Here is a 25,093-nt window from a genome sequence, read left to right as displayed (position 1 = left end):
CCATGCCCGGTTCGCCGGGCATGTTTGTTTGCGGCGCGCTAGAATCGCGCCTTCCCTCTGCCATTACCGTATAAGCGAGCCGCGATGAAATACCGCGACCTGCGCGACTTCTGCGCGCAACTCGAAACCCAGGGCGAGCTGAAAAGGGTGCTCACGCCCGTATCGCCAGTGCTGGAAATGACCGAAATCTGTGACCGCACCTTGCGCGCGCAAGGGCCGGCCATCTGGTTCGAGAACGTGCCCGGCTACACGATGCCGGTACTGGGCAACCTGTTCGGCACACCGCGCCGCGTGGCACTGGGTATGGGGGCGCAGGAAGTGAGCGCACTGCGCGAGATCGGCAAGACACTGGCCTACCTGAAAGAACCGGAACCGCCCAAGGGCCTGCGTGATGCCTGGGACAAACTGCCGCTGCTCAGGCAGGTGTTGTCGATGGCGCCAAAGGAGGTCCGCAAGGGGGCAGTGCAGCAGAACGTGATCGAAGGGCAGGATGTCGATCTGGCCACCATACCGGTGCAGCATTGCTGGCCGGGCGACGTGGCACCGCTGATCACCTGGGGGCTGGTAGTTACACGCGGCCCCAACAAGAAGCGCCAGAACCTGGGCATCTATCGCCAGCAAGTGATCGGCAAGAACCGGGTGATCATGCGCTGGCTGGCACACCGTGGCGGCGCGCTGGATTTCCGCGAACATGCAAAACAGCACCCGGGCACGCCATTTCCCCTTGCCGTGGTGCTGGGGTGTGACCCTGCCACCATCCTGGGCGCGGTCACCCCCGTGCCCGATACGCTATCCGAATACCAGTTTGCCGGGCTGTTGCGCGGCAGCAAGACTGAGCTCACGCAATGCGTGGGCAGCGATCTGCAGGTGCCCGCCACTGCGGAAATCGTGCTGGAAGGCGCAATCAAGCCGTGCGAGCCGGGCTTTGCCGGTGTATCGGAACACGGCGTGCCGGTGAAGGAAATCAACGGCTACCTGCACGCGCTGGAAGGCCCGTATGGCGACCATACCGGCTACTACAACGAGCAGGACTGGTTTCCTGTATTCGAGATCGACCGCATCACGCACCGTGATGATCCGGTGTACCACAGCACCTACACCGGGAAGCCGCCGGACGAGCCGGCCATGCTGGGCGTGGCACTGAACGAGGTGTTCGTGCCCATCCTGCAGAAGCAGTTTCCGGAAATCGTCGATTTCTACCTGCCGGCCGAGGGCTGCAGCTACCGCATGGCCATCGTGTCGATCAAGAAGCAGTACCCGGGGCATGCCAAGCGGGTGCTGTTCGGCGTGTGGTCGTTCCTACGGCAGTTCATGTACACCAAGTACATCGTGGTAGTGGACGACGATGTGGATACGCGCAGCTGGCAGGAAGTGATCTGGGCGATCACCACGCGCATGGACCCGGTGCGCGATACCGTGCTGGTAGAGAACACGCCCATCGATTACCTCGATTTTGCCTCGCCGGTCTCCGGCCTGGGCGGCAAGATGGGGCTGGATGCCACCAACAAGTGGCCAGGAGAAACCAACCGGGAATGGGGCCGGGTGATCGAGCGCGATCCGGCAGTTGCCACGCGCGTGGACGCAATCTGGAGCGAGCTGGGCTTGTAGTGGCCATGCCGCCAGCGCCCGCTGGTGGCGTACACTGTCGTATCGACTTCCGTGCGGGCATTCATGCCACCTGCCATCTCTCCAGAGCTTGCAGCAGCCTACCGCGCCACACGCTACACGGTGGCTGCACTGGGGTTGGTGCTGCGCATCGGCCAGCGGCATCCAGACCTGGATGCATTGCTGACCCGGCGTCAGTTCGATGGCTGGGCGTTTGTCGCTGCCGCCAATCCGTATTCGGGCGCGCTATGCGAGCAAGAGAACCGCGCCCGCCATCAGAATCTGCTGGAGGCGCTGGCAACAGGGCAACACGTATTCTTTGAAGGCATGGGTGAGCCAGTTGGTAGCGACTGGCAGCCTGAATTGTCCGTGCTGATTCTGGGCATCAGCCGGGATGATGCGCTGGCATTGGCGCGCTATTTCGAGCAGAACGCGCTGGTGTATGGCCGGGTGGGCGACATGGCCGAACTGGTATGGGCGATCGGGTAACGCCGCATTCGCTCTACCTTGACCATGCAAACGCGGGCAGCGTGTATTTTTCTGGCGTAGTGGGCTGCCGCTGCGGTTACGGCTCGCGGTAAACTCGCACCCTTCCCGCAATCTGCTTTCCCTCCCCGAACATGGCCAAAAAGATCGACCCCGCTGCGTTGCCGCAACACACTCCCATGATGGTGCAGTACCTGGCCATCAAGGCGGATCACCCGGACAAGCTGGTGTTCTACCGCATGGGCGACTTTTACGAGCTGTTCTACGACGATGCGGTGAAGGCGGCCAAGCTGCTGGACATCACGCTGACCACGCGCGGCCAGAGCGCTGGCCAGCCCATCCGCATGTGCGGCATTCCTTACCATGCGTGTGAGGGCTATCTTGCCAAGCTGGTGAAGCTGGGTGAATCGGTGGCGATAGCCGAGCAGGTGGGCGACGTAGCCACCAGCAAGGGGCCGGTGGAGCGCAAGGTGGTGAAGGTCGTGACGCCGGGCACGCTCACCGATGCGGCGCTGCTGGACGACAAGCAGGAAAACCGCCTGCTGGCGCTGGTGCCGTTCAAGGGCCGGCTGGGTATGGCGTGGCTGTCGCTGGCGTCTGGCGATTTTGCGCTGATGGATACCGATGTCGAAAAGCTGGGCTCCGAGCTGGAGCGGCTGCGCCCGGCCGAAGTGCTGGTGGCGGACGATACCGATCTGGTCATGCTGAACCGCCTGACCATACCGGTTCGCAAGCTTGCGCCCTGGCAGTTCGATCCGCAAACGGCAGAGCGCAATCTGGCCCGGCATTTCTCCACGCATGATCTGGCCGGCTTTGGCGTGACAGAGCCCATGCTGGCGGTGGGCGGTGCCGGCGCGTTGCTGGAATACGTGCGGACCACGCAGGGTGGCGCGCTACCGGCGCTTGCGGGCCTGCGTGTTGAACATGCCACACAGTACATCGAGCTGGACGCGGCCACGCGCCGCAACCTGGAAATCACCGAAACCATCCGAGGCGAAGCAGCGCCCACGTTGTTCTCGCTGCTGGACAACTGCGCCACCGGCATGGGCTCGCGCCTGCTGGGGCACTGGTTGCACCACCCACTACGCAAGCACTCGCGCATCCTCGAGCGCCAGCAGGCGATTGCCGCCTTGCTCGATAGCGGTGCGCATGCCGATCTGCACGCGATACTCGATAGCGTGGCGGATGTGGAGCGCATTGCCGGCCGTATCGCGCTGGCATCGGCCCGGCCGCGTGATCTGTCCAGCCTGCGTGATTCGCTGGCGCAATTGCCGGCGCTGATCGCTGCGTTGCCGGAAGCACCATTCTTTACCGGCATCGCGCATGCGCTGGCGCCGGATGCTGCGATACACCAGTTGCTGACGAATGCCATTTTGCCGGAGCCATCGGTGCTGCTGCGTGAAGGCGGCGTGATTGCCGATGGTTATTCCGGCGATCTGGATGAGCTGCGCGGCATACAGAACGATTGCGGCGCCTACCTTGCGCAAATGGAAGCGCGTGAGCGCGAGCGCACCGGCATTTCCACCTTGCGCGTGGAATACAATCGCGTGGCCGGGTTCTATATCGAAATCACCAATTCCTTCCTGGGCCAGGTGCCGGACGATTACCGCCGCCGCCAGACCATGAAGAACGCCGAACGCTATATCACGCCGGAGCTGAAAACCTTCGAAGACAAGGCGCTATCGGCACAGGACCGCGCGCTGGCGCTGGAAAAACAGCTGTTCGAAGGCGTGCTGGCGCAATTGCAGGCGCATCTGGCTGCATTGCGGCTGGCGGGGCAGGCGCTGGCCACGGTCGATGTACTGGCCACGCTGGCGGGCCATGCAGCGCTGCGCGGCTATGTGGCGCCGGAGTTCGTCGATGAAACCAGGATCGATATCGAAGCGGGCCGCCACCCGGTGGTGGAGGCGCAGATCGATGATTTCATTCCCAATGGCGTCTGCTTTGGCCTGGCGCGCAAGCTGCTGCTGATTACCGGCCCGAACATGGGCGGTAAATCCACCTATATGCGCCAGGTGGCGTTGATCGTGCTGCTGGCGCATATAGGCAGCTTCGTGCCGGCCACGCGCGCGGTGATCGGCAAGGTGGACCGCATTTTCACCCGTATCGGCGCATCGGATGATCTGGCCGGCGGGCGTTCCACCTTCATGGTGGAAATGACCGAAACGGCCAATATTCTCAACAATGCCGGCGAGCACTCGCTGGTGCTGATGGATGAAGTGGGCCGCGGCACCTCTACCTTTGATGGCCTGGCGCTGGCCTGGTCGATTGCCAAGCAACTGATCGAGAAAAACCGCGCCTATACGCTGTTTGCCACCCACTATTTCGAGCTGACCCGGCTGGCGCTCGATTACCAGGTGGTGGCTAACGTGCATCTGGATGCAGTCGAGCACAAGGATCGCATTGTGTTCCTGCACGCGGTGCAGGAAGGTCCGGCCTCGCAAAGCTACGGGATTGCGGTGGCGCAACTGGCAGGGGTGCCGCGCGATGCCATCCGCCTGGCCAAGAAAAAACTGGTGGAACTGGAGCAGGGCAGCGCGACGAACGGCATGCAGGCCGATCTCTTCGCCGCGCCGCCTGTCAGTGAAATGAGCGAGCCAGAAACGCACCCGGTGCTGGAAGCCTTGCAGGCATTGGATCCGGACAGCATGACGCCGCGCGCAGCGCTGGATGCGCTTTACGCTTTGCATGCGCAATTGCTTAAAAATTAGTCAAAACATGTAACTTAATGTAAATCCTGGAAAAATCACCTTTTGCGTACAGGCGGGTTTGCTACGATAGGTATTCAAATCTTGTGATATGACAAAGGAAAGGCTGTGAATAGCGTCGGCGAGGCAGTAGACGATCTCGAAACCGGGGATAGTCTGGATGACGGTATCGCACGTTTTTTGGGTGTGAGCGATCCGGATGAGGGTATCAAGCTGGGAGATATCCGCCAGAAAGCGGCCAGCGAGTTGAAGCGTTATGGCGAGGATCTGCAAGGCCAGTTGTCGGCCAGGGGCATTACGGTGCCACCGGCGTTCCAGCTGCGCAGCATCGAGGGTGGCAACGTGGGCGTAGCCGGGGATCACCCGGAAAAGGCGCAGATCGAAGGATTGATCAACGCGGATACACGCCTGTTGAAGTGGTTCAAGGAAGTGGAAGTGCTGCACGAGATCCTGCGCCGCACGGAATTGAGTGGCAGCGAAGAGAACCTGGCAGACCAGCATTTCAATCTGGGCCTGACCAGCCTCGGGGCAATCGGCTTCTTTACTGGAAACTGAACCGCATGCCGCTTTGCGCAACAAGAGCCGCCATTGGGCGGCTCTGCTGTTTTAAGCGGTATAATTGATCGTTTTTCCCGTGGATTATCGCCATGAAGCAAACCCGCGCCCGTCGCCCGCAACCGGCGATCCGTGAACAACGCGCCAATACGCAGGACAAGGCCAAGCAGGCCGTGTCGCCCCGGAGCGGTTCCGGCCAGCCGCGTGGTACTGCCGGCCTCAAGAATACCGAAGGTGCGCCAGCAGGCGCGCCGCGCGGCAGAAAGCCGCAAACCGATGCAAGCAAACCCGCCAGCCTGCGCACCGGTGATGTGCGCCGTGCCCGCCAGCTTGCCCGCACCCCCAAGGACAAGGACGAATGGCATAGCCGCCCGGAGGGCGCAGCGACCCCGCGCGCCAAGCCGGTCGGCGTACGCGCAACCGCGCCGCGTGCCGAAGGCGAGGGCGCCGAGGGTGATATCTTCAAGCCGGTGCGCCGCAAGCCGGCACCGGTGCACAAGGCCAAGCGCATGCGCCAGCGGGCGGATTCGCAGAAGGAAGTGGCCATCCAGAAGCAACTGCGGGCCAAGCGCCTGACCAGTGACCAGGTCGGCGACGAGCGCTTGCAGAAGGCGCTGGCGTTTTCCGGCATCGGTTCGCGCCGCGAAATGGAAGAGTGGATTTCCGCCGGCCGTGTTTCCATCAATGGCAAGGTGGCCGAGCTGGGTGCCAAGGTGGCGCATGGCGACGAAGTGCGTGTCGATGGCAAGCGCATTCCGCTCAAATGGCAGGACCGCCTGCCGCGCGTGCTGATCTACCACAAGGAAGAAGGCGAGCTGGTTACCCGTGACGATCCGGAAGGACGCACCACGGTGTTCGACCGCTTGCCGCGCATGGCATCGAGCAAGTGGGTGGCCATCGGCCGCCTTGACTACAACACCAGCGGCTTGCTGATCTTCACCACCTCGGGTGACCTTGCCAACCGCATGACGCACCCCAGTTTTGAAGTAGAGCGTGAATATGCGGTGCGTGTGCATGGCGAGCTGACTGCAGAGCAGATGCTGGAACTGAAAAAAGGCATCGTGCTGGACGATGGCCCGGCCAAATTCCAGAGCATCGTGTCTGCTGGCGGCGAAGGCCAGAACCACTGGTATCACGTCATCCTCAAGGAAGGCCGCAATCGCGAAGTGCGCCGCATGTTCGAGCATTACGAGCTGGTGGTCAGCCGGCTGATGCGCGTGCGCTTCGGCATGCTGAACCTGCCGTCGCGGCTGAAACGCGGCCAGTTCTACGAACTGTCGGAAACCGAAGTGTTGGGCGTGATGAAGTGGGCGGGGTTGCGCCTGAACGGCCAGGCCAGAAGTGAGCGTTGATTCCGGGTTGTTGCCAGCATGAACAAGGCATTTACCAAAGAAAGTGATGGCGATGACGACGAGCTGCCGCCAGAAATGGCGGTGCCGGTCGGCAGCAAGAACTACATGACACCGGGTGGCTGGCGCCGCCTGGGGCGTGAGCTCTACGACCTGGTACACAAGGAGCGCCCGCACGTCACCAATGTGGTGAACTGGGCGGCCAGCAATGGCGACCGCTCGGAAAACGCCGATTACCAGTACGGCAAGCGGCGGCTGCGCGAAATCGACCGGCGCATCCGTTTTTTGCAGAAACGGCTGGAAAACGCTGAGGTGGTCGACCCGGAAACCCGCGAAGCCACCGACCAGATTTTCTTCAGCGCCACGGTAAGCTATTTGCGCGAAGATGGCCGGGAGGAAACCATTGCCATCGTCGGCATCGACGAAACCGACATGAAGCGCAATTACGTGAGCTGGACCTCGCCGGTGGCAAGGGCGCTGCTGAAAGCGCGCGAAGGGGATGTGGTGCCGCTGCGCACGCCACATGGCGTGGAAGACCTGGAAATCATCGCAGTCAGCTACGTTGCACTGCAAACGGAAACGCCGGATTGATCCGGCGTTTTTCATGCCCACCCACCAGTCACTGCAGGCTGGCCGGCATTGCTAATTTGTTAATTTTGCAGGCAATTGTCGGGTGCTTTATGCTGCTCGCCTTATGACGCCCACTCTGCCGCCGCCTTCCAGCCTGTTCCGCCGCGTATTGCGCAATATGGCGATCCGCATTGCGCTCGCTGCAGTGGTGCTGTCCGCAATCAGCTACTACTACAGCTATTTGCGTTTGCAGGAAGAAGCGCTGGCCAGCCTGGGCAAATACATCAGCGCGCGCAGCCAGTTGGAAAGCGACCTGTTCCTGCAGGCGGAAACCAATACCAAGCTGATCCGCAACGAATTCGTGCGCCGTTATGCACAGTTGCAGGAGCAGGACCCCACGGCCGCATTCGCTGCGCTGATGCGCCAGGACAGCCGCGATGGCATGTGGCGGGTGAAGGTGGAAAAGGATGATTTCGAATACCACGCCACCGTGGCCATCCTGCCCAAGGTCAAGCTCACACCCGATTTCAAGCGGCAGGTGCTGCTCGGCTATGACCTGCTCAGCCAGTACGGCCCGGCGTTCCGCAACCGCTATTACGATACCTTTGTCGACCTGAACGTATCGGATGGCAGCCTGATGTTCCTGCCCGAGCTCAATTACGCCCGCAATGGCTCGGTGGTGGATTTTGCCGAAGACCTGGCATCCGAGCTGGGCGCCACGCCGGCGCGCAACCCCGAGCGCAAGACCTTCTGGACCGGCATCTATTACGACAAGCAGGCGCTGCGCTGGATGGTGTCGGTGGTGACGCCCATCGATTATCTGGGCCGCTATGTGGGTGGTGCCGGGCAGGATGTCTTGCTCGATCAGCTGATCGAGCGCACCAACAATGTGAGCATCCCGGGCACTTATAACTTCATGGTGACCCGTGGCGGCGACCTGATCGCGCATCAGGATCGCATGAAGCACGTGCTGGAGAACAAGGGCCATTACAACCTCAACAAGGAAGCCGATCCGCTGCTGACCGAGTTCTACCAGGCGGCAGTACAGGCCGGTGCCAAGGAAAGCTTTGTCGAATCGGCCGACGGCAAATACTGGCTGGGCGTGGCGCCGATTGCCGGTGCGGACTGGCTGTTCGTGGTGGTGTACCCGAAGAAACTGCTGCAGCAGAAGGCGGCGCTGGCCGCCAGCATGGTGATGTTGCTGGGCCTCGTTGCATTGGCGGTGGAGCTGGGCTTGCTGGCGTGGGTGCTGCGCGTGGATGTGGCACGGCCGCTCAACCGCTTGAAATACGCGATCCGCGGCCTGGCAGAAGGGCGCCGCACCGATGAGCTCGATATCACGCGCAATGACGAGATCGGCGAGCTGGCCCGCAGTTTCGACAGCATGGCCAGCACCGTCGAGCATCACCGCCTGAACCTGGAACACCAGGTGACCGAGCGCACCGAGGAGCTGGCCAGCCGCAACGATGCGCTGGAAGTGGCCAACCTGCAGCTGCGTGCGCTGAACGAAGAAAAGAACGAACTGCTGACCATCGCCGCGCATGACCTGAAAAACCCGGTGGCCAGTATTGGCGGCATGGCCAGCCTGCTGGCGCACAAGCTCGATCAGTGGCCAAGCGAGCGGGTGAAAGACCGCCTGCTGGGCATCAACGAGCATGCAGAGCGCATCCAGCGCATCATCGGCAACCTGCTGGACATCAATACGCTGGAAGCCGGGCAGTTTCGCCTGCGCCCGGAAGCGGTGGCGCTGGACGAACTGATGCAGGAACTGCAGAAGGCGTGGGAAAGCCGTCTGGATGAAAAACGCCAGAGCGTGCTGTATAACCCGACCGGCATCGCGCTGCAGGCAGACCGCCAGGCGCTGTGGCAGGTGCTGGACAACCTGATTTCCAACGCCAGCAAGTATGCGCCCCACCAGACGCTGATCCGCGTGGATCCACAGCGCGATGGCGAGCAGATCATGCTGCGTGTGATCGATTACGGCCCCGGCATTGCCCCGCACGAGATGAGCAAGCTGTTCCGCAAGTTCTCGCGGCTGTCAGCGGTGCCTACGGGCGGCGAGCACGCCACCGGGCTGGGGTTGTCCATCGTCAAGCGCCTGATCGAGGAAATGGGCGGCAGCATCCGCTGCGAAAGCCTGTTGGGCCACGGCGCCACGTTCATTGTCACCTTGCCGCTGCAGCAGCCGGCGCAGCACCTGGCGGAAGCCAGCGACGGGCACGGGATTACGCTAGCGCAAATCGGCCGCCAATAAAGGTAGAATCCCGTTCTGATTTCTTGCTGAACGGAACCACCCCATGCGCCAATACCTCGATCTGCTGCAACACGTGCTCGCACATGGGGTCAGGAAGGAAGACCGCACCGGCACCGGCACCGTATCGGTGTTTGGCCACCAGATGCGCTTCAATCTGGCGGAAGGATTTCCGCTGGTTACCACCAAGAAGGTGCACCTCAAATCCATCATCAACGAGTTGCTGTGGTTTCTGCGTGGCGAAACCAACAACAACTGGCTGAAAGAGCGCGGCGTTTCCATCTGGAACGAATGGGCGGATGAAGCGGGCGAACTGGGGCCCATCTATGGCTACCAGTGGCGCAGCTGGCCAACGGCGGATGGCCGCCACATCGATCAGATTGCCCAGGTGGTGCAGCAACTGAAAACCAACCCGGATTCGCGCCGCATCATCGTATCGGCGTGGAACGTGGGCGAGATCGAAAACATGGCGCTGCCGCCATGCCATGCGTTCTTCCAGTTTTACGTGGCACCGGCACAGCCGGGCGATGCCGACCAGCGCGGCAAGCTGTCGTGCCAGCTGTACCAGCGCAGTGCCGATCTGTTCCTGGGCGTGCCGTTCAATATTGCATCGTACGCATTGCTGGTGCTGATGATGGCGCAGGTGTGCGATCTGCAGCCGGGCGATTTTGTCTGGACCGGTGGCGATTGCCACATCTATGCCAATCACTTCGAACAGGTGAAAGAGCAGCTTTCACGCGCGCCCAAAGCCTTGCCGCAAATGAAGATCAACCCGGCCAGGACAGACATCTTCGATTTCGAGTATGAAGATTTCGAGCTGGTCGGCTATGAATCGTGGCCAGCCATCAAGGGTGCGGTAGCCGTTTAGCAATCAGCCCCGTCTGGCGCAATGCGCCGGCTTCCTCGTCCACCCGGAGCGCCTGATGTCACGTCCACATATCGCACTGATTTCCGCCATTGCCAGCAATGGCGTGATCGGTATCGACAACAAGATGCCCTGGCATGTGCCGGAGGACCTGAAACGCTTCAAGGCGCTGACCATGGGCGCGCCGATGCTGATGGGCCGCAAGACGTTCGAATCGTTGCCGGGCCTGCTGCCGGGCCGTCGCCACCTGGTGATCAGCCGCAATGCCGGTTGGCAGGCGCCGGGTGCCGAAGTGTTTGCCAGCATCGATGCCGCGCTGGCTGCATGCGAAGGTGCTCAAACCGCGTTCGTGATTGGCGGTGGCGAAATCTACCGGCAGACACTGCCCATGGCCGATACGCTTTACCTGACCGAAGTGGCGCTGGCACCGGTGGGCGATGCCACGTTCCCGGATATCGGTGACGGTTGGCATGAAAGCGCGCGTGAAGCGCATACCAGTACAAACGGCACCGGTTACTCCTTCGTCACTTATCAGCGGGTAGTTTGAGGCTGGCTGCACGCGGCAGCGCAGGCTCCTGATCAGTCGATAACGATATCGAGGTCGTCGCGCTCCGCAGCGGCCTCGTTGAATACGGTGAGCAGCGTTTCGAAATGGTCGCCCAGTGCAGCGCGCGCGTCATCGGCGTGGTGCCAGATCACTTGCACCGGGCCGGTCAGATCACCAGTCAGTACATCGTACAATGCATCGAGGTTGCGGCCGAAATGTGCCGGGAAGGGCAGTTGCGCAGCCAGTTGATCGTAGACGTCATCCAGGCTGTGTATCTGCTTGAGGGCAGCCTTGCGGGTTTTCAGTGGCATTGCGGCACCTCGGTGAAGGTCTTGTAGTGATCGGTGGTGATGTAGCGCTTGCCGCGCACATCGAAAACCAGCCGCTTGGCGCCCCGTTTGCCGCCACGATAATCCAGATCGGCTTCCTTGTAGCTGCCAGCCGGCAATGCCCGCTCGTAATTGCCGAAGCGGTCGCCGCCAATCGAGTGCTGCGGCAACACTGCCCACAGATCCTTGCCCGGCTGCCAGCCCGCCGCCTGTGCTTCGCGCTTGGTGATGAACTGCGCTGCAGGCAGCTTGCCATCGTTATTCAGGCTGATCAGCACGCGGGTGAGCTCATCGGCATTGATGCGCTGCACTCTGGCAATGGTTGCCGCCACGTCCTGGCAACGCTCCTGTGCAAGCGCGTTGGTTGCAAGCAGCGTCAGTACAACTGCAAACAGCGTCAGTACAACTGCAAACAGCGTTTTGCGCATCGTGCATTCCTGAACAAGTTTGCAGCGATTATTGCCGCCGCCCGGTGCCGGAGCAAGCGCTACGCGGATTCCGCCATCAGCAGCACCAGTTTCAGTTGCTCGTGGTCCACCAGCCTGAAGGTCACCTGCTGGAAGGCAAGGTGCCCTTGCTGCGGGTGTGCAAAGCCACGCAGCCCGCCCTGGCGCTCCAGTACGTCGTGCAGTTTCCAGAAATGCGCGAACTCCGGACTGGCCTGGCTGAGCGCTTCCACCTGCTGCAGCAAGGCCGGGTCGTCCAGGCTGCTGCGGCTATCGGCGCGGAATTCGGCCGCCAGCCGCCGTGCACGGGTTTCCCAGTCTTCTACCAGCGTGCGCGCTGCCGGGTCCAGAAACACGAAACGCAGCAGGTTGGGTGCGTGCGCCGCATTCATCCATGGTCCGAACAGCACAGCTGCCGGTGCGTTCCAGGCAATCACATCCCAGTAACGGTCAAGGATGTAGGCGGGCGCGGCAAAATCTTCGACGATCTGCGCCAGCAAGGCGGGTGGCATGCTGTGCTCCGGCGCGGCGGGCTGATTGTCGTGACGGCCGGCCAGCTCGAACAGGTAGGCACGCTGGGTTTTGTCCATGCGCAGTGCCGCTGCCAGCCGGTCCAGCACATCGCTCGATACGCTGATTTCCCGCCCCTGTTCGATCCATGCGTACCAGGTGGGGCTGATCTGCGCCAGCTGCGCCACTTCTTCCCGCCGCAAGCCGCGGGTGCGGCGGCGCAGGCCGGGCGGAAAGCCGAATGCGGCCGGTTCGCACTTCTGGCGCAGCGCCGACAGGAAGTCACCCAGTTCCTTGCGCCTTATGGACATCGCCGATTCCTTATCCTGTTACCTGTTACTGTTTATACCAGTATATGTACTGGTCTTGTTAGCCTGCCGTGCAGGCCGTAAATTCAGGCTCAATGCTGCGCCCCTTCTGCAATGACAGGTGTTTTGCCTGTGCTGGCGCGGTATCATTCGGCATAGCTTGGAAGACGACCATGACCGCACAAACCCTGTACGACAAACTCTGGCATTCGCATGTAGTCCGCGAAGAAGCCGATGGCACCTGTCTTTTGTATATCGACCGCCATCTGGTGCACGAAGTGACCAGCCCGCAGGCGTTCGAAGGCCTGCGCATTGCCGGCCGCAAACCGTGGCGCAACCACTCCATCGTGGCCACCGCAGATCACAACACGCCTACCGATCATTGGGACAAGGGTATCCAGGACCCGATTTCGCGCCAGCAGGTGGAAACGCTGGATGCCAATATCAAGGAATTCGGTTCGCTTGCGTATTTTCCGTTCAAGGATCTGCGCCAGGGCATCGTGCACGTGGTCGGCCCGGAAAACGGCGCCACCTTGCCCGGCATGACCGTGGTCTGTGGTGACAGCCATACCTCCACGCACGGTGCGTTTGCCGCGCTGGCGCATGGTATCGGCACCTCCGAAGTGGAACACGTGATGGCCACGCAAACGCTGGTGGCCAAGAAATCGAAGGCGATGCTGATCCGCGTGGATGGCGAGCTGGGCCGCGGCGTTACCGCCAAGGACGTGGCACTGGCCATCATCGGCCGCATCGGCACCGCTGGTGGCACCGGTTACGCCATCGAGTTCGGTGGCGATGCAATCCGCAGCCTCAGCATCGAAGGGCGCATGACCTTGTGCAATATGGCGATCGAAGGCGGCGCGCGCGCCGGCATGGTTGCTGTTGACGACAAGACCATCGCCTACCTGCAGGATCGCCCGTTCTCGCCCAAGGCAGATCAATGGGATGCCGCAGTGGCGTACTGGAAAACGCTGGTGTCCGACGAAGGCGCGGTGTTCGACCAGACCGTGGTCCTGCAGGCTGCCGACATCGCCCCGCAAGTGACTTGGGGCACCAGCCCGGAGCAGGTGCTGGCCGTCAGCGGCAAGGTGCCGGATCCGGCTGCAGAAAGCGACCCGGTGAAGAAGGGCAGCTACGAGCGTGCATTGCAGTACATGGGCCTTGCCGCCAATACCCCGCTGACCGATATCCCGGTCGACAAGGTATTCATCGGTTCGTGCACCAATAGCCGCATTGAAGACCTGCGTGCCGCAGCCGGCATCGCCAAGGGCAAGAAGAAGGCAGACAACGTGAAACTGGTGCTGGTCGTGCCCGGTTCCGGTCTGGTGAAAAAACAGGCCGAGGCAGAAGGCCTCGACAAGGTGTTCATCGAGGCAGGCTTCGAATGGCGCGAGCCGGGCTGTTCGATGTGCCTTGCGATGAACGCGGATCGGCTGGAGCCGGGCGAGCGTTGCGCATCCACATCCAACCGCAATTTCGAAGGCCGCCAGGGCCAGGGTGGGCGCACGCATCTGGTCAGCCCGGAAATGGCTGCCGCTGCAGCGATTGCCGGCCATTTTGTCGATGTGCGTACTTTCACCTAACTCACCGTTTACAAGGAGCGTTTGCTGATGAAGTCGATCTTTTTTGCCCTGTTGATCTCCTGTACGTTTGCGGTTTCCGGCTGCAATACGATGAAGGGATTCGGCAAGGATGTGCAGAAAGTGGGCGGCAAGATCGAAAATGCAGCAACGAAATAAGCCATGAAAGCATTCACATTACTCAACGGCCTCGTTTGCCCGCTGGACCGGGCCAACGTCGATACCGATGCCATCATCCCCAAGCAGTTCCTCAAATCGATCAAGCGCTCGGGCTTCGGACCCAACCTGTTCGATGAATGGCGCTATCTGGATCACGGCGAGCCGGGCATGGACAACAGCAAGCGGGCCATCAACCCCGAGTTCGTGCTGAACTTCCCGCGCTATGCCGGCGCGCAGGTGTTGCTGGCGCGGGACAACTTCGGCTGCGGTTCCAGCCGCGAACACGCACCGTGGGCGATCGAGGATTACGGCTTCCGTTCAGTGATCGCGCCGAGCTTTGCCGACATCTTCTTCAACAACTGCTTCAAGAACGGCTTGCTGCCCATCGTGCTGGCTGCGGATATCGTGGAGCAGCTGTTCAGGGAAGCAGAAGCCACCGAGGGCTACAAGCTGGTGGTCGATCTGGAAGCGCAGACCGTGACTACGCCAGCTGGCGCATCCTTCGGTTTCGACATTACCGCCCACCGCAAGCATTGTCTGCTCAACGGACTGGATGAAATCGGCCTGACACTGCAACATGCTGATGTAATCCGCAGCTTTGAAGCGCAGCGCAAAGCACAGCAACCCTGGTTGTTTGTCTGAAACGATATAGCCTGACCAGCCGCCCGCAATGCCGGGCGGCTTTGGCTCTTCCGGGGCCGGAAAATGTCTGACCAGTCCATGCCGGGCCGCCAACCTTGCAATATAATAATTCGCTATAGTTCAACGATTTACTGACTCACTAGGAAAGAAAAAAATCATGATCCTGCACAAGTTCAAAAATCAGGCAGATCTCGATCGCGCTGCCGCCGACCTGATCATCTCGGTAGTGCGCGCCAAGCCGAACGGTGTGCTCGGCATGGCAACCGGTGGTACGCCGGTCGGTCTTTACAACGAGATCGTCAAGACCTACAAGCAGGGTCTGGTCAGCTTCCAGGAAGCAAAAACCTTCAACCTGGACGAATACGTCGGCCTGCCGATCACGCATCCGGAAAGCTACCGCGCGTTCATGCAGCGCAACCTGTTCGATCACATCGACATCAAACCGGAAAACACCCACGTGCCCAACGGCAATGCGCCGGATGTGGATGCTGAATGCCGCCGCTACGATGAAATGATGTATCAGCAAGGCCCGGTGGACCTGCAATTGCTGGGCATCGGCCACAACGGCCATATCGGCTTCAACGAGCCGGATAACCAGCTGTCGCGCTTTACCTACCAGGTAACGCTGAAGCAGGAAACCCGCGAAGCCAACAAGCGTTTCTTCAACAGCATCGATGATGTGCCGACGCACGCCGTCACCATGGGCATGGGTTCCATCATGCAGGCCAAGATGATTCTGCTGGTGGTGAAGGGCGCCGAGAAGGCCGAGATCCTTGACCGCACGCTCAATGGCCCGATCACTACCCAGGTGCCTGCCTCGCTGCTGCAGACGCACCCGCGCGTGATCGTGATGACCGACTGTGACGTGCAGTACAAGGTATCGCACTGATCCACGGTGCACGTTTCACCCAGGCGGGGCTTGCCCCGCTTTTTGTTGAATCCGACTGAGTAACGACTATGAGCAAGAAGATCCTGGTTCTTCCGGGCGACGGCATCGGCCCGGAAATCGTGGCGCAGGCCAAGAAAGTATTGAATGTGCTGCAGGCCGATGGCCTTGATGTGACGCTGGACGAAGCGCCGCTGGGCGGTGCCGCGTATGACCAGTACGGCTCACCGTACCCGGAATTCACGCAAAAGCTGGCACGCGAAGCCGATGCCATCCTGCTGGGCGCCGTGGGCGGCCCGCAGTACGATCAGCTGGATCGCCCGCTGCGCCCGGAGCGTGGCCTGCTGGCCATCCGCAAGGATCTGAACCTGTTTGCCAACCTGCGCCCGGCCATCCTGTACCCGGAACTGGCCAATGCCTCCACGCTGAAGCCGGAAGTGGTCAGCGGCCTGGATATCCTGATCGTGCGTGAACTGACTGGCGACATCTACTTCGGCCAGCCGCGTGGTATCCGCATCAACGAGCATGGCGAGCGCGAAGGCTTCAACACCATGGTGTATGCCGAATCGGAAATCCGCCGCATTGCACACGTGGCGTTCCAGGCGGCGCAGAAGCGCAACAAGAAGCTGTGTTCGGTCGACAAGGCCAACGTGCTGGAAGCCACCGAATTCTGGAAGGAAATCGTGATCGATGTGGCGAAGGAATATCCGGACGTCACGCTGAGCCACATGTATGTGGATAACGCTGCCATGCAACTGGTGCGCAACCCCAAGCAGTTCGACGTAGTCGTCACCGGCAACATCTTCGGCGACATCCTGTCCGACCAGGCTTCGATGCTGACCGGCTCTATCGGCATGCTGCCTTCGGCATCGCTGGATCAAAACAACAAGGGCTTGTACGAACCCAGTCATGGTTCGGCACCGGATATCGCCGGCAAGAACGTTGCCAACCCGTTGGCCACCATCCTGTCGCTGGCCATGATGCTGCGCTACAGTTTCAACGACGAAGCCGCTGCCCAGCGCGTGGAAAACGCCGTGAAGGCCGTGCTGGCCAAGGGCCTGCGCACTGCAGACATCTACGAGGCCGGTACCGAGAAGGTATCTTGCTCGGCCATGGGTGATGCGGTGGTTGCGGCGCTCTGACTGGTGCTTGCATCAGTCGCTTGAAATAGCCGGCAGCAAAGAAAACGGAGGCCGTGGCCTCCGTTTTTCATTGCATGCGGGCCGGGGAATCAGCTCACGCCAGCGCCGCTGCCGCTGACCAGAACCGGCCGGATATAGCCCGGCTGCTTGTTGCCCACGCTGGCGCCGCCATACATCATGCCCTGCATATTGTTGGTGAAGAAGAAATAGGGGAAAGGGGTTTCCGGCGCGCTTGCTGCATCCAGCCGTGCGGCAAGTTCGGCGGGCAGCGTGAAATCGAGCGCACGCAGGTTGCCTTCGAGCTGATCGGGCTGGCTGGCGCCGATGATCACGCTGCCCACGCCCGGCCGGTTGGCCACCCAGTTCAGCGCTACCGCGGCCATGGGCTGATCGATTTCGCGGGCTACACGTTCCAGCTCTGCCACGATGGCCCAGTTACGCTCGTTGAACTTCTGGAACACCGGATTAGGGCTGTCACGCATCGCCTCCAGCCGGCCAGCGCCGCTGCCATCAGAGCGGTACTTGCCGGACAGCAAACCGCTTGCCAGCGGGCTCCACGCGGTAATGCCCATGCCCAGCTCGGTCGCCAGCGGCGTGAACTCGTGCTCCAGATTGCGTTCGGCCAATGAATATTGCAGCTGCAGCGCTGTTACCGGTTCCCAGCCGCGCCATTCGGCCAGCGTTTGCGCACGGGCGGCGTACCAGGCCGGCACGTCGGAGAGGCCGATATGGCGGATCTTGCCGGCACGCACCAGATCATCCAGCGTACGCATCACTTCCTCTACTGGGGTGAGCATGTCCCATGCGTGCAAATAATAGAGGTCGAGGTAATCGGTGCCCAAGCGCCGCAGCGAGTCATCGACCGCACGCAGGATGTTCTTGCGGCCATTGCCCCCGGCATTGGGATTGGCCGCAGGCCCCAGATTGAAGGTGAACTTGCTGGCCAGTACTACCTGATCGCGCGCCTGCCGCGCGGCTATGAATTCGCCCAGCCATTGTTCGCTGGTGCCACCGGTGTACACATCGGCGGTATCGATGAAATTGCCGCCGGCATCCAGGTAGGCATCGAACAGCCGCTGCGCTGCCGCCTTGTCCGCGCCCCAGCCCCATTCGGTACCGAAGGTCATGGCGCCCAGCGATAGGCGGCTGACGCGCAGACCGCTGCGGCCCAGCGTGTAATAGTGTTGATTCGACATGATGATTTCTCCGCTCGTCGGGTTGCCGGGCTGCTGATCAGTGACCGGCTCGCCACCGCTTGCAACGTCGCGCGGTGGACACAGCTGCAGAATAATTGCTGCGGATTGTTAGAAAAACCCGGATATTGTTTTCAAAGTATTAAGCAGGGCTTTGTAATGAAGCTGGATCAACTCGATGGCCTGCTGGCGTTCGTCACCGTGGCGCAAAAGCGCAGTTTCACTGCCGCCGCAGCGCTGCTGCAGGTGAGCCCGCCCGCGGTCAGCCAGGCCGTCAAGGCGCTGGAAGAGCGGCTGGGCGTGCGACTACTGCAGCGCACCACGCGCAGTGTCAGCCTGACCGAAGCAGGTGAGCGCTACCTGGGGCGCGTGGCACCGGCCGTGGCGGATCTGGCGCAGGCGGCCAGTGATCTGGAGGGCTACCGGGCGCAGCCGGGCGGCTTGCTGCGCCTGACCTTGCCGCGCATTGCCGCGCCGCTGGTGCAGGCGCGCCTGGGCGGCTTTATCGAGGCCTATCCGCAAATCAGCCTGGAGCTACGCTTTGATGATCAATTTGTCGATATCGTGGCTGAAGGATTCGATGCCGGCATCCGCCTGGGCGAATCGGTACAGAACGACATGGTGGGCGTACCGCTGACCCGAGAAGAACGCGTGGTCATCGTGGCATCCCCGGCGTATCTGGCGCGGCACCCTGCGCCACGGGCGATAGAAGACCTGCGCGAGCACGCGTGCATTTGCTACCGCTTTGCCAGCGGCACCGTTTACCGTTGGGAGCTGCAGCGCGATGGCAAGCCGGTCGAGATCGAGGTCAACGGCCCGCTGACGGTGAACGATGGCAATTTCATGGCATTTGCCGCTGCTGGCGGCGCAGGCCTTGCCTATACCTTCGAGCGCTTTGTGGCATCGGCCCTCGCCAGCGGCGAACTCGTCAGCGTGTTGCCGGAAGCATGCCCGGTGTGGTTCGGTTTTTATCTTTACTACGCCAGCCGCAGGCAGATGCCGCCCAAGCTGCGCTGCCTGATCGACTACTGGAAGGCGGAAATGTCCGTTGATGCGGAATCCGCAGCACTTTCCCGGTAGACGCGCCGATTTGTCCTTACGATAAATCATCAGGGCTGGCCTGCTGGTGATCAAATGAAACCGTTGTTGCTGTTGCTGCTGTTTTTTGCGGGCATGGCCCGCGCTTCCCCCGTGGTGCTCACGCTGCAGGACTATCCACCCTTCATGGGCGAGCAATTGCCGGGCAAGGGCTTGCTGACCGCCGCGGTGGTGGCCGTGTTCGAGCGGGCGGGTTACGAAGCCCGGCTGGAAGCAGTACCCAACAACCGCGCGATCGAAGCACCGCGTCGCGGCCTTGCCGATGGCAGTTTCGGCTGGGCCAGGACACCGGAGCGCGAGAAAGACCTGTACTACACCGCGCCGGTGATGTCATTGCGCATGGTGTTTTGCCAGAAGAAGGGCCGTGAATACGCATGGCGCACCTTGCCCGATCTGGCGCCGTACAAGATCGGGCTGACGCTGGGCAATTATTATTCGGATTCTTTCGACCTGCTGGTGCAATCCGGCAAGCTCAAGACCGATGCGGCGCCCAGCGACGAAGCCAACCTGCGCAAGCTGCTGAGCGGGCGGATCGACCTGTTCCCCATCGATGCCGAAGTGGGGCCGTACCTGATGCGGCGCACGCTCAGCATTGCAGAGCAGGCGCAATTGAGCTGCCCGGATCGCGCGTACTGGAGTGCACCGTTGCATGTGGTGATATCGCGCAAGCGTGCTGATGCCCCGGCCATCGTGGCTGCCTTCGACAAGGCACTGGGCGACATGCAGCGTAGTGGCGAGCTGACGCGGCTGATTGATACCACGCGCCGCCAAGTACTGGGTGGCACATCGGCAAGCCCGAAAGTGGAGTAAGCCTGAAGGGCAGATGAACGGACGAGGGGATCGACGGGCTGCGGATGCGCCACCAGGCTGGCCGTAGTGCCAGACGGGCGGCCGTCAAGGGAAACAGCATACGGCGACGACAGGGTAAGGGCGGTACAATACCGCCCTTTGCTTTTTCAGGAATACCGCCATGTCCATGCCGCTGCTCAAACTGGCCGTTGTTGGCTGCAACTCGGCCGCCGGCCTGCTCGAAACCCTGTCCGAACTCAAGCTGCCGCTGGCCGCGTTCTATCCGCTGGACCGTGACGACGAAGGTGAGCTGGTCAGTTTCGGCGGCGACGACTGGCCGGTGCTGGAACTGGCTGACTTCGACTGGAAAACGGCCGACGTGGCCATTTTCCTGGCGCATACCGATGCGATTGCCGATGCGCTGGCAGCAGGTTGCAAGGTGGTGGATGCCAGTGGCGGCGAGCCACAACGCGGCGCAGTACCCGTACCCCCCGTTACCGATGTGCTGTTGGCACGCCTGCTGGGCGCATTCAAGGCCGCCGGAGACGTGCAGTTTGCCGTGGGTACCGGGCTGTTGGCAGTATCGCAGGAAGGCCAGGCCGGCATCGACAAGCTGTCCGAGCAGACGCGCGCGATTTTTGCCCAGCAGGCAGTGGAAGTGGGCACCACCTATGCCAAGCGTATCGCGTTCAACGTGGTGCCCGTTGCGCAGGAAAAAGCCGCCGCCAGTGCCACTAAACTGGCCAAGAAACTGGGTGTGCCCTTGTCGCTGCAACTGGCGCATGTGCCGGTGTTCTATGGCCATAGCCTGAGCATCACCGCGCGTTTTGGCGCGCCAGTCACGGCAGATGCGCTGACGACCGCATTCACGGACACCGGCGGCATCTACCTGCTGCCGAGCGGTACGGCTTCCTCGCAGGATGCCATCGGCGGTGATCAGGTGTGGGTGAGCAACTTGGCGGTGAGTGACGACGGCCTGAGCGCCAGCGCCTGGGCGGTGGTCGACAACAGCAAGCTGACCGCATTGCTGACGCTGGCTGCGTTGCAAGCCGCGCTGGAGGCACGCTGATGCTGCCGCCGATTTCGCAACGCATTGCCATCGAGATTGCCGCACGCGCCGCGCAGGTCGAAGCCGCCATTGCACTGCTGGATGAAGGCGCCACCGTGCCCTTCATTGCCCGTTACCGCAAGGAAGTGACCGGCGGGCTGGACGATACGCAGTTGCGCAACCTGGAAGAGCGGCTGCGTTACCTGCGCGAGCTGGAAGAGCGCCGCGTGGCGGTGATCAGCAATATCGACGAACAAGGCAAGCTGACGCCCGAGTTGCGCGCCGCGCTGCAGGATGCAGACAACAAGCAACGGCTGGAAGACCTGTACCTGCCCTACAAGCAAAAGCGCCGCACCCGCGCACAGATCGCCCGCGAAGCCGGCCTGCAACTGCTGGCCGATGCATTGCTGGCCGACGCCACGCTGAACCCGGAAACCACCGCTGCCGGCTACATCACTGCGGACATTGCCGATACCAAGGCAGCCCTCGATGGCGCGCGCGCCATCCTGATGGAGCAGTTTGGCGAAGACGCCGAGCTGCTGGGCAGCCTGCGTGATTACCTCGCGAAGCATGCCGTGGTGAAAACCGGCGTGATCGAAGGCAAGCGCGAAGAGGGCGCCAAGTTTTCCGACTACTTCGAATACGATGAACCGCTGCATGCGATGCCGTCGCACCGCATCCTGGCAGTGCTGCGTGGCCGCAGCGAAGGCGTGCTCAGTATGGCATTGCTGCTGCCGGACGAGCTCGATGCCACCAGCAAGCCTGCCGGCCCCAATGTGTGCGAAATGCGCATTGCCAAGCGCTACGGCATCGATAACCAGGGTCGTGCTGCCGACAAATGGCTGGCTGATACCGTGCGCCTGACCTGGCGCGCCAAGATTTTCCTCAGCCTGGAAACCGAGCTGGTAAGCGGCCTGCGTGAAAAGGCCGAGCTCGATGCCATCAAGGTCTTCGCCAGCAACCTCAAGGATCTGCTGCTGGCTGCACCGGCTGGCCCACGTGCCACGCTGGGGCTGGACCCGGGCCTGCGTACCGGCGTCAAGGTGGCGGTGGTCGATGCCACCGGCAAGCTGGTGGATACCGCCACCATCTACCCGCATGCGCCGCGCGATGACTGGCACGGCGCCATTGCTGTGCTGGCGGCGCTGTGCGCAAAGCACAAGGTGGAACTGATCGCCATCGGCAACGGTACCGCCAGCCGCGAAACCGACAAGCTGGCCGCCGAGCTGATGCAGAAGTACAGCGAACTCAAGTTGACCAAACTGGTGGTATCCGAAGCGGGCGCATCGGTGTATTCGGCTTCCGAGCTGGCCGCGCGTGAATTCCCCGAGCTGGATGTAAGCCTGCGTGGTGCGGTATCGATTGCCCGTCGCCTGCAGGACCCGCTGGCCGAACTGGTGAAGATCGACCCCAAATCGATCGGCGTGGGCCAGTACCAGCATGATGTGAACCAGAGCGAGCTGGCCCGCTCGCTCGATGCGGTGGTGGAAGACTGTGTGAACGCAGTGGGCGTGGATGTGAATACCGCATCAGCCGCGCTGCTGGCACGCGTATCCGGCCTGACGTCGACGCTGGCCAACAACATCGTGCAGTACCGAGACAACAATGGCGCATTCGCCAGCCGCGCCGCGCTGCTGAAGGTGCCACGCCTGGGCGACAAGACGTTCGAGCTTGCCGCCGGCTTCTTGCGCGTGATGACGGGCAGCAACCCGCTGGATGCATCCAGCGTGCACCCGGAAGCCTACCCGGTGGTGGAGAAGATCATTGCCAAGGTGCGCAAGGATGTGAAAGCGCTGATTGGCGACGTGGCCTTCCTGAAAACACTGAACGCAGCCGAGTTCACCGACGACCGCTTTGGCGTGCCGACGGTTAAAGACATCCTGAGCGAACTGGAAAAGCCGGGCCGCGACCCGCGCCCGGAATTCAAGACCGCCAGCTTTGCCGATGGCGTGGAAGACCTGAAAGACCTGCAGCTGGACATGGTACTGGAAGGCGTGGTGACCAACGTCACCAACTTCGGCGCTTTTGTGGATATCGGCGTGCATCAGGATGGCCTGGTGCATATCTCGGCGCTGTCCAACCGCTTTGTCAAAGACCCGCGCGAGGTCGTCAAGGCCGGCGATGTGGTGAAGGTGAAAGTGCTGGAAGTGGATATCAAGCGCAAGCGCATTGCGCTGACCATGCGCCTGACCGACAGCGCACGCGATCACGGCGCCGCCAGTGACGGCGCGCACGTGCCGGCCAGCCGCAAGCAGCAGGCGGCAGTGCAGCGCCAGCCAGAACCGCAGGGCGCGATGGCCAACGCGCTGGCTGGGCTCAAGCTCAAGCGCTGACCACTGTCATCAGTGCATCAGTCACCCTGTTGACCACATCGGCAACAGGGTGACTCGCCCGGAAGCGGGCATGCCACTACAATGTGCGGATGAATCTGACAAAATCAGAAATTGGCTTGGTTTTCATGGGCTTGCTTATGGCCTGTGCCGTGGCCCATCCTGCCTGGGCTGCCAAAGCCACCAGCAAGCGCGCAAACGCTGTTGCGAAAAAGCCCATAGCGGCTGCCAAAGCCACTGCAGCCAGCGAGCCCGCCACGGTCGCGCAGGCGGAAGACCTGGGCAGCAGCACCTTCGATGCCGAGCACCCGCCGGCAACACTGCGCGTATTGGTGGCGGAAGGGGCATCCACGTATTTCCTGCAGGATGGCCGCCCGCATGGCGTGGAATACGCGATGCTGCTGGCGCTGGAAAAATATCTGAACCAGCAGAAAGCCAAGGGGGCAGCAGCCGTCAAGCTGCAGTTCATCCCGGTCGATGCCGGTGAGCTGATTCCCTTGCTCAAGCGAGGTGATGGCGACCTGGCTGCCGGCCTGATACCGGTGACGGATGCCGCCCGCAGTCTGGTCGATTTCAGCCAGCCCTATCTGCAGGACCGCTGGTGTGCGGTGCAGGCACGCGGCATGCCACAGCGCGATGACCTGCTCGATACCCTGGCCTTGCCACCCGGCAGCTTTGGCAAATACCTGCTGGAAGAAAACGGCAAGACCGCGCTGGATGCGCCGTATGGCAGCACCAGCGAGAAATTGCTGAGCGCATTGAATGCAGCGGATGTCGAGGCCAAGCCTACGCTGGCCAGCCGCTACGTGGTCGATCTGTGGGCCAAGCGCTTGGGCAAGCTGCAGGTGGGGCCGTGCGTGGAGCAGACCGTGGCGGTGGCATGGGCGGTATCGCAAGGCCAGCCGGTGCTGCGGGATGCAATAGACCGCTTCATCAGCAAGCAGGGCGGCAAAATCGCCACTACCGCCGCACAGCTCACGCAACGCTATCTGTCGCCGGATGCCAGTGCGCCGCTGCTGGCGCCGGTCGATCCGCTCGACAAGCTGGCGTTCTTTGCGCCGGTATTCCAGCTGGTTGCCAAGGCCAACAATCTCGACTGGCTGTTGCTGGCGGCGATCGGCCAGCGCGAAACCAAGCTTAGCCCCATCATCCGCAAGAATGGCGGGCCCACCGGCGTGATGCAGGTGAACCCGCAAACCGCGCGCAATATGGGCGTGAGTGACCCGCACGGCAACGAAGGTAACATCACCGCAGCAGGCCGCTATCTTGCCCACCTGCGCGAGATGTACGAAAGCCCGGCCATCAGCGATAGCGACCAGCTGTTCTTCATGCTGGCGGCCTACAACGCCGGCGAGGGGCGCGTACAGCAGTTGCGCAAGCAGGCGGCAAAAGAAGGGCTGGACCCGAACCGCTGGGAAAACAACGTGGCCCAGGTGGCGCGCAAGAGCGTGGGGCCCAGGCTGATCGATTACGTGAGCACGGTCAGCCGCTATTACTTTGCGTACCAGAAGAAAGCCGGAAAAACCGCTGCATCGGCAGCAGATGCGCGCAAGCAATAAACACTGCTGACAGACAAAAGCCTGCTGCAATGTTGCTGCTTGGGTGCGGCCGGCGAGGTGCGGCCGGCGAAATAGTGGCAGGGCGTATCCGCACCAAAGCTGCCAGATGGGTTTTGTTGTCAGCTTCAAGCGAAGGCA

The 25,093-nt window shown here is 61.7% G+C and carries 23 protein-coding genes; 19 read left to right on the top strand and 4 right to left on the bottom strand.

The features are described from left to right. The first annotated feature begins 84 nt into the window (after positions 1-84). The 9 genes from ubiD (at position 85) to IGB42_RS19340 (ending at position 10,936) form a co-directional block, all read left to right on the top strand. On the top strand, positions 85-1,608 hold the full coding sequence (gene ubiD, locus IGB42_RS19380) for a 4-hydroxy-3-polyprenylbenzoate decarboxylase (RefSeq protein ID WP_159674819.1): 1,524 nt from the start codon (positions 85-87) through the stop codon (positions 1,606-1,608). A 63-nt stretch (positions 1,609-1,671) separates the two neighbouring features. Further along, positions 1,672-2,094 (top strand): DUF3293 domain-containing protein, encoded by a 423-nt coding sequence (locus IGB42_RS19375; protein ID WP_159674817.1) that lies wholly within the window; start codon positions 1,672-1,674, stop codon positions 2,092-2,094. 131 nt (positions 2,095-2,225) lie between these two features. After that, positions 2,226-4,802 carry a DNA mismatch repair protein MutS gene (gene mutS, locus IGB42_RS19370; RefSeq protein ID WP_236822651.1) on the top strand — a complete coding sequence of 859 codons (2,577 nt, stop codon included), beginning with the start codon at positions 2,226-2,228 and terminating at the stop codon, positions 4,800-4,802. A 105-nt stretch (positions 4,803-4,907) separates the two neighbouring features. Next, positions 4,908-5,354: a hypothetical protein gene (locus tag IGB42_RS19365; protein ID WP_159674815.1), complete on the top strand. Its 447-nt coding sequence runs from the start codon at positions 4,908-4,910 to the stop codon at positions 5,352-5,354. A 92-nt stretch (positions 5,355-5,446) separates the two neighbouring features. Continuing rightward, positions 5,447-6,706, top strand: coding sequence for a 23S rRNA pseudouridine(2605) synthase RluB (rluB, locus tag IGB42_RS19360; RefSeq protein ID WP_159674813.1), 1,260 nt, complete (start codon positions 5,447-5,449; stop codon positions 6,704-6,706). An 18-nt stretch (positions 6,707-6,724) separates the two neighbouring features. Next, positions 6,725-7,294, top strand: coding sequence for a transcription elongation factor GreB (gene greB, locus IGB42_RS19355; protein WP_159674811.1), 570 nt, complete (start codon positions 6,725-6,727; stop codon positions 7,292-7,294). A gap of 103 nt (positions 7,295-7,397) precedes the next feature. Next, positions 7,398-9,527, top strand: coding sequence for a sensor histidine kinase (locus IGB42_RS19350; RefSeq protein WP_159674809.1), 2,130 nt, complete (start codon positions 7,398-7,400; stop codon positions 9,525-9,527). A gap of 43 nt (positions 9,528-9,570) precedes the next feature. Further along, positions 9,571-10,392, top strand: coding sequence for a thymidylate synthase (locus IGB42_RS19345; protein ID WP_159674807.1), 822 nt, complete (start codon positions 9,571-9,573; stop codon positions 10,390-10,392). Between the two features lie 55 nt (positions 10,393-10,447). Further along, positions 10,448-10,936, top strand: a complete 489-nt coding sequence (locus IGB42_RS19340; protein ID WP_159674805.1) for a dihydrofolate reductase — start codon at positions 10,448-10,450, stop codon at positions 10,934-10,936. Positions 10,937-10,968: 32 nt separating this feature from the next. Here the strand turns inward: IGB42_RS19340 and IGB42_RS19335 are convergent, their stop codons facing one another. Genes IGB42_RS19335 through IGB42_RS19325 form a run of 3 tightly spaced genes read right to left on the bottom strand, consistent with a single transcriptional unit; the run spans position 10,969 to position 12,532 of the window. Beyond that, the gene (locus tag IGB42_RS19335) at positions 10,969-11,247 is read right to left on the bottom strand and encodes a barstar family protein (RefSeq protein ID WP_159674803.1); all 279 of its coding nucleotides are present in this window, start codon (positions 11,245-11,247) and stop codon (positions 10,969-10,971) included. Continuing rightward, on the bottom strand, positions 11,238-11,693 hold the full coding sequence (locus tag IGB42_RS19330; RefSeq protein WP_159674801.1) for a ribonuclease domain-containing protein: 456 nt from the start codon (positions 11,691-11,693) through the stop codon (positions 11,238-11,240). Before IGB42_RS19330 ends, IGB42_RS19335 begins: the two co-directional genes overlap by 10 nt. Positions 11,694-11,752: 59 nt before the next feature. Beyond that, on the bottom strand, positions 11,753-12,532 hold the full coding sequence (locus IGB42_RS19325) for a helix-turn-helix transcriptional regulator (protein WP_159674799.1): 780 nt from the start codon (positions 12,530-12,532) through the stop codon (positions 11,753-11,755). 170 nt (positions 12,533-12,702) lie between these two features. Between IGB42_RS19325 and leuC the strand changes: the two genes are divergently transcribed. The 5 genes from leuC to leuB all read left to right on the top strand — a co-directional run bounded on the left by leuC (position 12,703) and on the right by leuB (position 16,938). Then, positions 12,703-14,112, top strand: coding sequence for a 3-isopropylmalate dehydratase large subunit (leuC, locus tag IGB42_RS19320; RefSeq protein ID WP_159674797.1), 1,410 nt, complete (start codon positions 12,703-12,705; stop codon positions 14,110-14,112). A 27-nt stretch (positions 14,113-14,139) separates the two neighbouring features. After that, on the top strand, positions 14,140-14,268 hold the full coding sequence (locus IGB42_RS19315) for an entericidin A/B family lipoprotein (protein ID WP_159674795.1): 129 nt from the start codon (positions 14,140-14,142) through the stop codon (positions 14,266-14,268). Positions 14,269-14,271: 3 nt separating this feature from the next. Then, positions 14,272-14,910 carry a 3-isopropylmalate dehydratase small subunit gene (gene leuD / locus IGB42_RS19310; RefSeq protein WP_159674793.1) on the top strand — a complete coding sequence of 213 codons (639 nt, stop codon included), beginning with the start codon at positions 14,272-14,274 and terminating at the stop codon, positions 14,908-14,910. Between the two features lie 157 nt (positions 14,911-15,067). Next, positions 15,068-15,799, top strand: a complete 732-nt coding sequence (gene nagB, locus IGB42_RS19305; protein WP_159674791.1) for a glucosamine-6-phosphate deaminase — start codon at positions 15,068-15,070, stop codon at positions 15,797-15,799. Positions 15,800-15,867: 68 nt separating this feature from the next. Then, entirely contained in the window at positions 15,868-16,938 is a 1,071-nt protein-coding gene (leuB, locus tag IGB42_RS19300) for a 3-isopropylmalate dehydrogenase (RefSeq protein WP_159674789.1), read from the top strand. 89 nt (positions 16,939-17,027) lie between these two features. Here the strand turns inward: leuB and IGB42_RS19295 are convergent, their stop codons facing one another. Beyond that, positions 17,028-18,134, bottom strand: coding sequence for an aldo/keto reductase (locus tag IGB42_RS19295; RefSeq protein ID WP_159674787.1), 1,107 nt, complete (start codon positions 18,132-18,134; stop codon positions 17,028-17,030). A 156-nt stretch (positions 18,135-18,290) separates the two neighbouring features. Between IGB42_RS19295 and IGB42_RS19290 the strand changes: the two genes are divergently transcribed. From IGB42_RS19290 to IGB42_RS19270, 5 genes are all read left to right on the top strand, one after another. Then, entirely contained in the window at positions 18,291-19,211 is a 921-nt protein-coding gene (locus tag IGB42_RS19290) for a LysR family transcriptional regulator (RefSeq protein ID WP_159674785.1), read from the top strand. Between the two features lie 54 nt (positions 19,212-19,265). Further along, on the top strand, positions 19,266-20,039 hold the full coding sequence (locus IGB42_RS19285) for an ABC transporter substrate-binding protein (RefSeq protein WP_159674783.1): 774 nt from the start codon (positions 19,266-19,268) through the stop codon (positions 20,037-20,039). Positions 20,040-20,199: 160 nt separating this feature from the next. After that, complete coding sequence (locus IGB42_RS19280; RefSeq protein ID WP_159674767.1) at positions 20,200-21,087, top strand: Asd/ArgC dimerization domain-containing protein; 888 nt, start codon at positions 20,200-20,202, stop codon at positions 21,085-21,087. Beyond that, positions 21,087-23,399, top strand: coding sequence for a Tex family protein (locus tag IGB42_RS19275; RefSeq protein ID WP_159674765.1), 2,313 nt, complete (start codon positions 21,087-21,089; stop codon positions 23,397-23,399). The genes IGB42_RS19280 and IGB42_RS19275 overlap by 1 nt, the downstream gene beginning before the upstream one ends. Positions 23,400-23,548: 149 nt before the next feature. Next, complete coding sequence (locus tag IGB42_RS19270) at positions 23,549-24,955, top strand: transglycosylase SLT domain-containing protein (protein WP_159674763.1); 1,407 nt, start codon at positions 23,549-23,551, stop codon at positions 24,953-24,955. Positions 24,956-25,093 lie beyond the last annotated feature (138 nt).

It is taken from the genome of Andreprevotia sp. IGB-42, assembly GCF_009848685.1.
Taxonomy (GTDB): domain Bacteria; phylum Pseudomonadota; class Gammaproteobacteria; order Burkholderiales; family Chitinibacteraceae; genus Andreprevotia.
Note: the sequence above shows the minus strand (reverse complement) of the source record. Positions and strands in the feature narration are given on the sequence as shown.

Coding starts and splice junctions, on each gene's coding strand:
- IGB42_RS19350 (WP_159674809.1), top strand. CDS start 7,398: ATGACGCCCACTCTGCCGCCGCCTTCCAGCCTGTTCCGCCGCGTATTG.
- IGB42_RS19295 (WP_159674787.1), bottom strand. CDS start 18,134: ATGTCGAATCAACACTATTACACGCTGGGCCGCAGCGGTCTGCGCGTC.
- ubiD (WP_159674819.1), top strand. CDS start 85: ATGAAATACCGCGACCTGCGCGACTTCTGCGCGCAACTCGAAACCCAG.
- greB (WP_159674811.1), top strand. CDS start 6,725: ATGAACAAGGCATTTACCAAAGAAAGTGATGGCGATGACGACGAGCTG.
- leuB (WP_159674789.1), top strand. CDS start 15,868: ATGAGCAAGAAGATCCTGGTTCTTCCGGGCGACGGCATCGGCCCGGAA.
- IGB42_RS19285 (WP_159674783.1), top strand. CDS start 19,266: ATGAAACCGTTGTTGCTGTTGCTGCTGTTTTTTGCGGGCATGGCCCGC.
- leuC (WP_159674797.1), top strand. CDS start 12,703: ATGACCGCACAAACCCTGTACGACAAACTCTGGCATTCGCATGTAGTC.
- nagB (WP_159674791.1), top strand. CDS start 15,068: ATGATCCTGCACAAGTTCAAAAATCAGGCAGATCTCGATCGCGCTGCC.
- IGB42_RS19325 (WP_159674799.1), bottom strand. CDS start 12,532: ATGTCCATAAGGCGCAAGGAACTGGGTGACTTCCTGTCGGCGCTGCGC.
- IGB42_RS19315 (WP_159674795.1), top strand. CDS start 14,140: ATGAAGTCGATCTTTTTTGCCCTGTTGATCTCCTGTACGTTTGCGGTT.
- IGB42_RS19330 (WP_159674801.1), bottom strand. CDS start 11,693: ATGCGCAAAACGCTGTTTGCAGTTGTACTGACGCTGTTTGCAGTTGTA.
- rluB (WP_159674813.1), top strand. CDS start 5,447: ATGAAGCAAACCCGCGCCCGTCGCCCGCAACCGGCGATCCGTGAACAA.
- IGB42_RS19290 (WP_159674785.1), top strand. CDS start 18,291: ATGAAGCTGGATCAACTCGATGGCCTGCTGGCGTTCGTCACCGTGGCG.
- IGB42_RS19280 (WP_159674767.1), top strand. CDS start 20,200: ATGTCCATGCCGCTGCTCAAACTGGCCGTTGTTGGCTGCAACTCGGCC.
- IGB42_RS19375 (WP_159674817.1), top strand. CDS start 1,672: ATGCCACCTGCCATCTCTCCAGAGCTTGCAGCAGCCTACCGCGCCACA.
- mutS (WP_236822651.1), top strand. CDS start 2,226: ATGGCCAAAAAGATCGACCCCGCTGCGTTGCCGCAACACACTCCCATG.
- IGB42_RS19345 (WP_159674807.1), top strand. CDS start 9,571: ATGCGCCAATACCTCGATCTGCTGCAACACGTGCTCGCACATGGGGTC.
- IGB42_RS19340 (WP_159674805.1), top strand. CDS start 10,448: ATGTCACGTCCACATATCGCACTGATTTCCGCCATTGCCAGCAATGGC.
- IGB42_RS19335 (WP_159674803.1), bottom strand. CDS start 11,247: ATGCCACTGAAAACCCGCAAGGCTGCCCTCAAGCAGATACACAGCCTG.
- leuD (WP_159674793.1), top strand. CDS start 14,272: ATGAAAGCATTCACATTACTCAACGGCCTCGTTTGCCCGCTGGACCGG.
- IGB42_RS19275 (WP_159674765.1), top strand. CDS start 21,087: ATGCTGCCGCCGATTTCGCAACGCATTGCCATCGAGATTGCCGCACGC.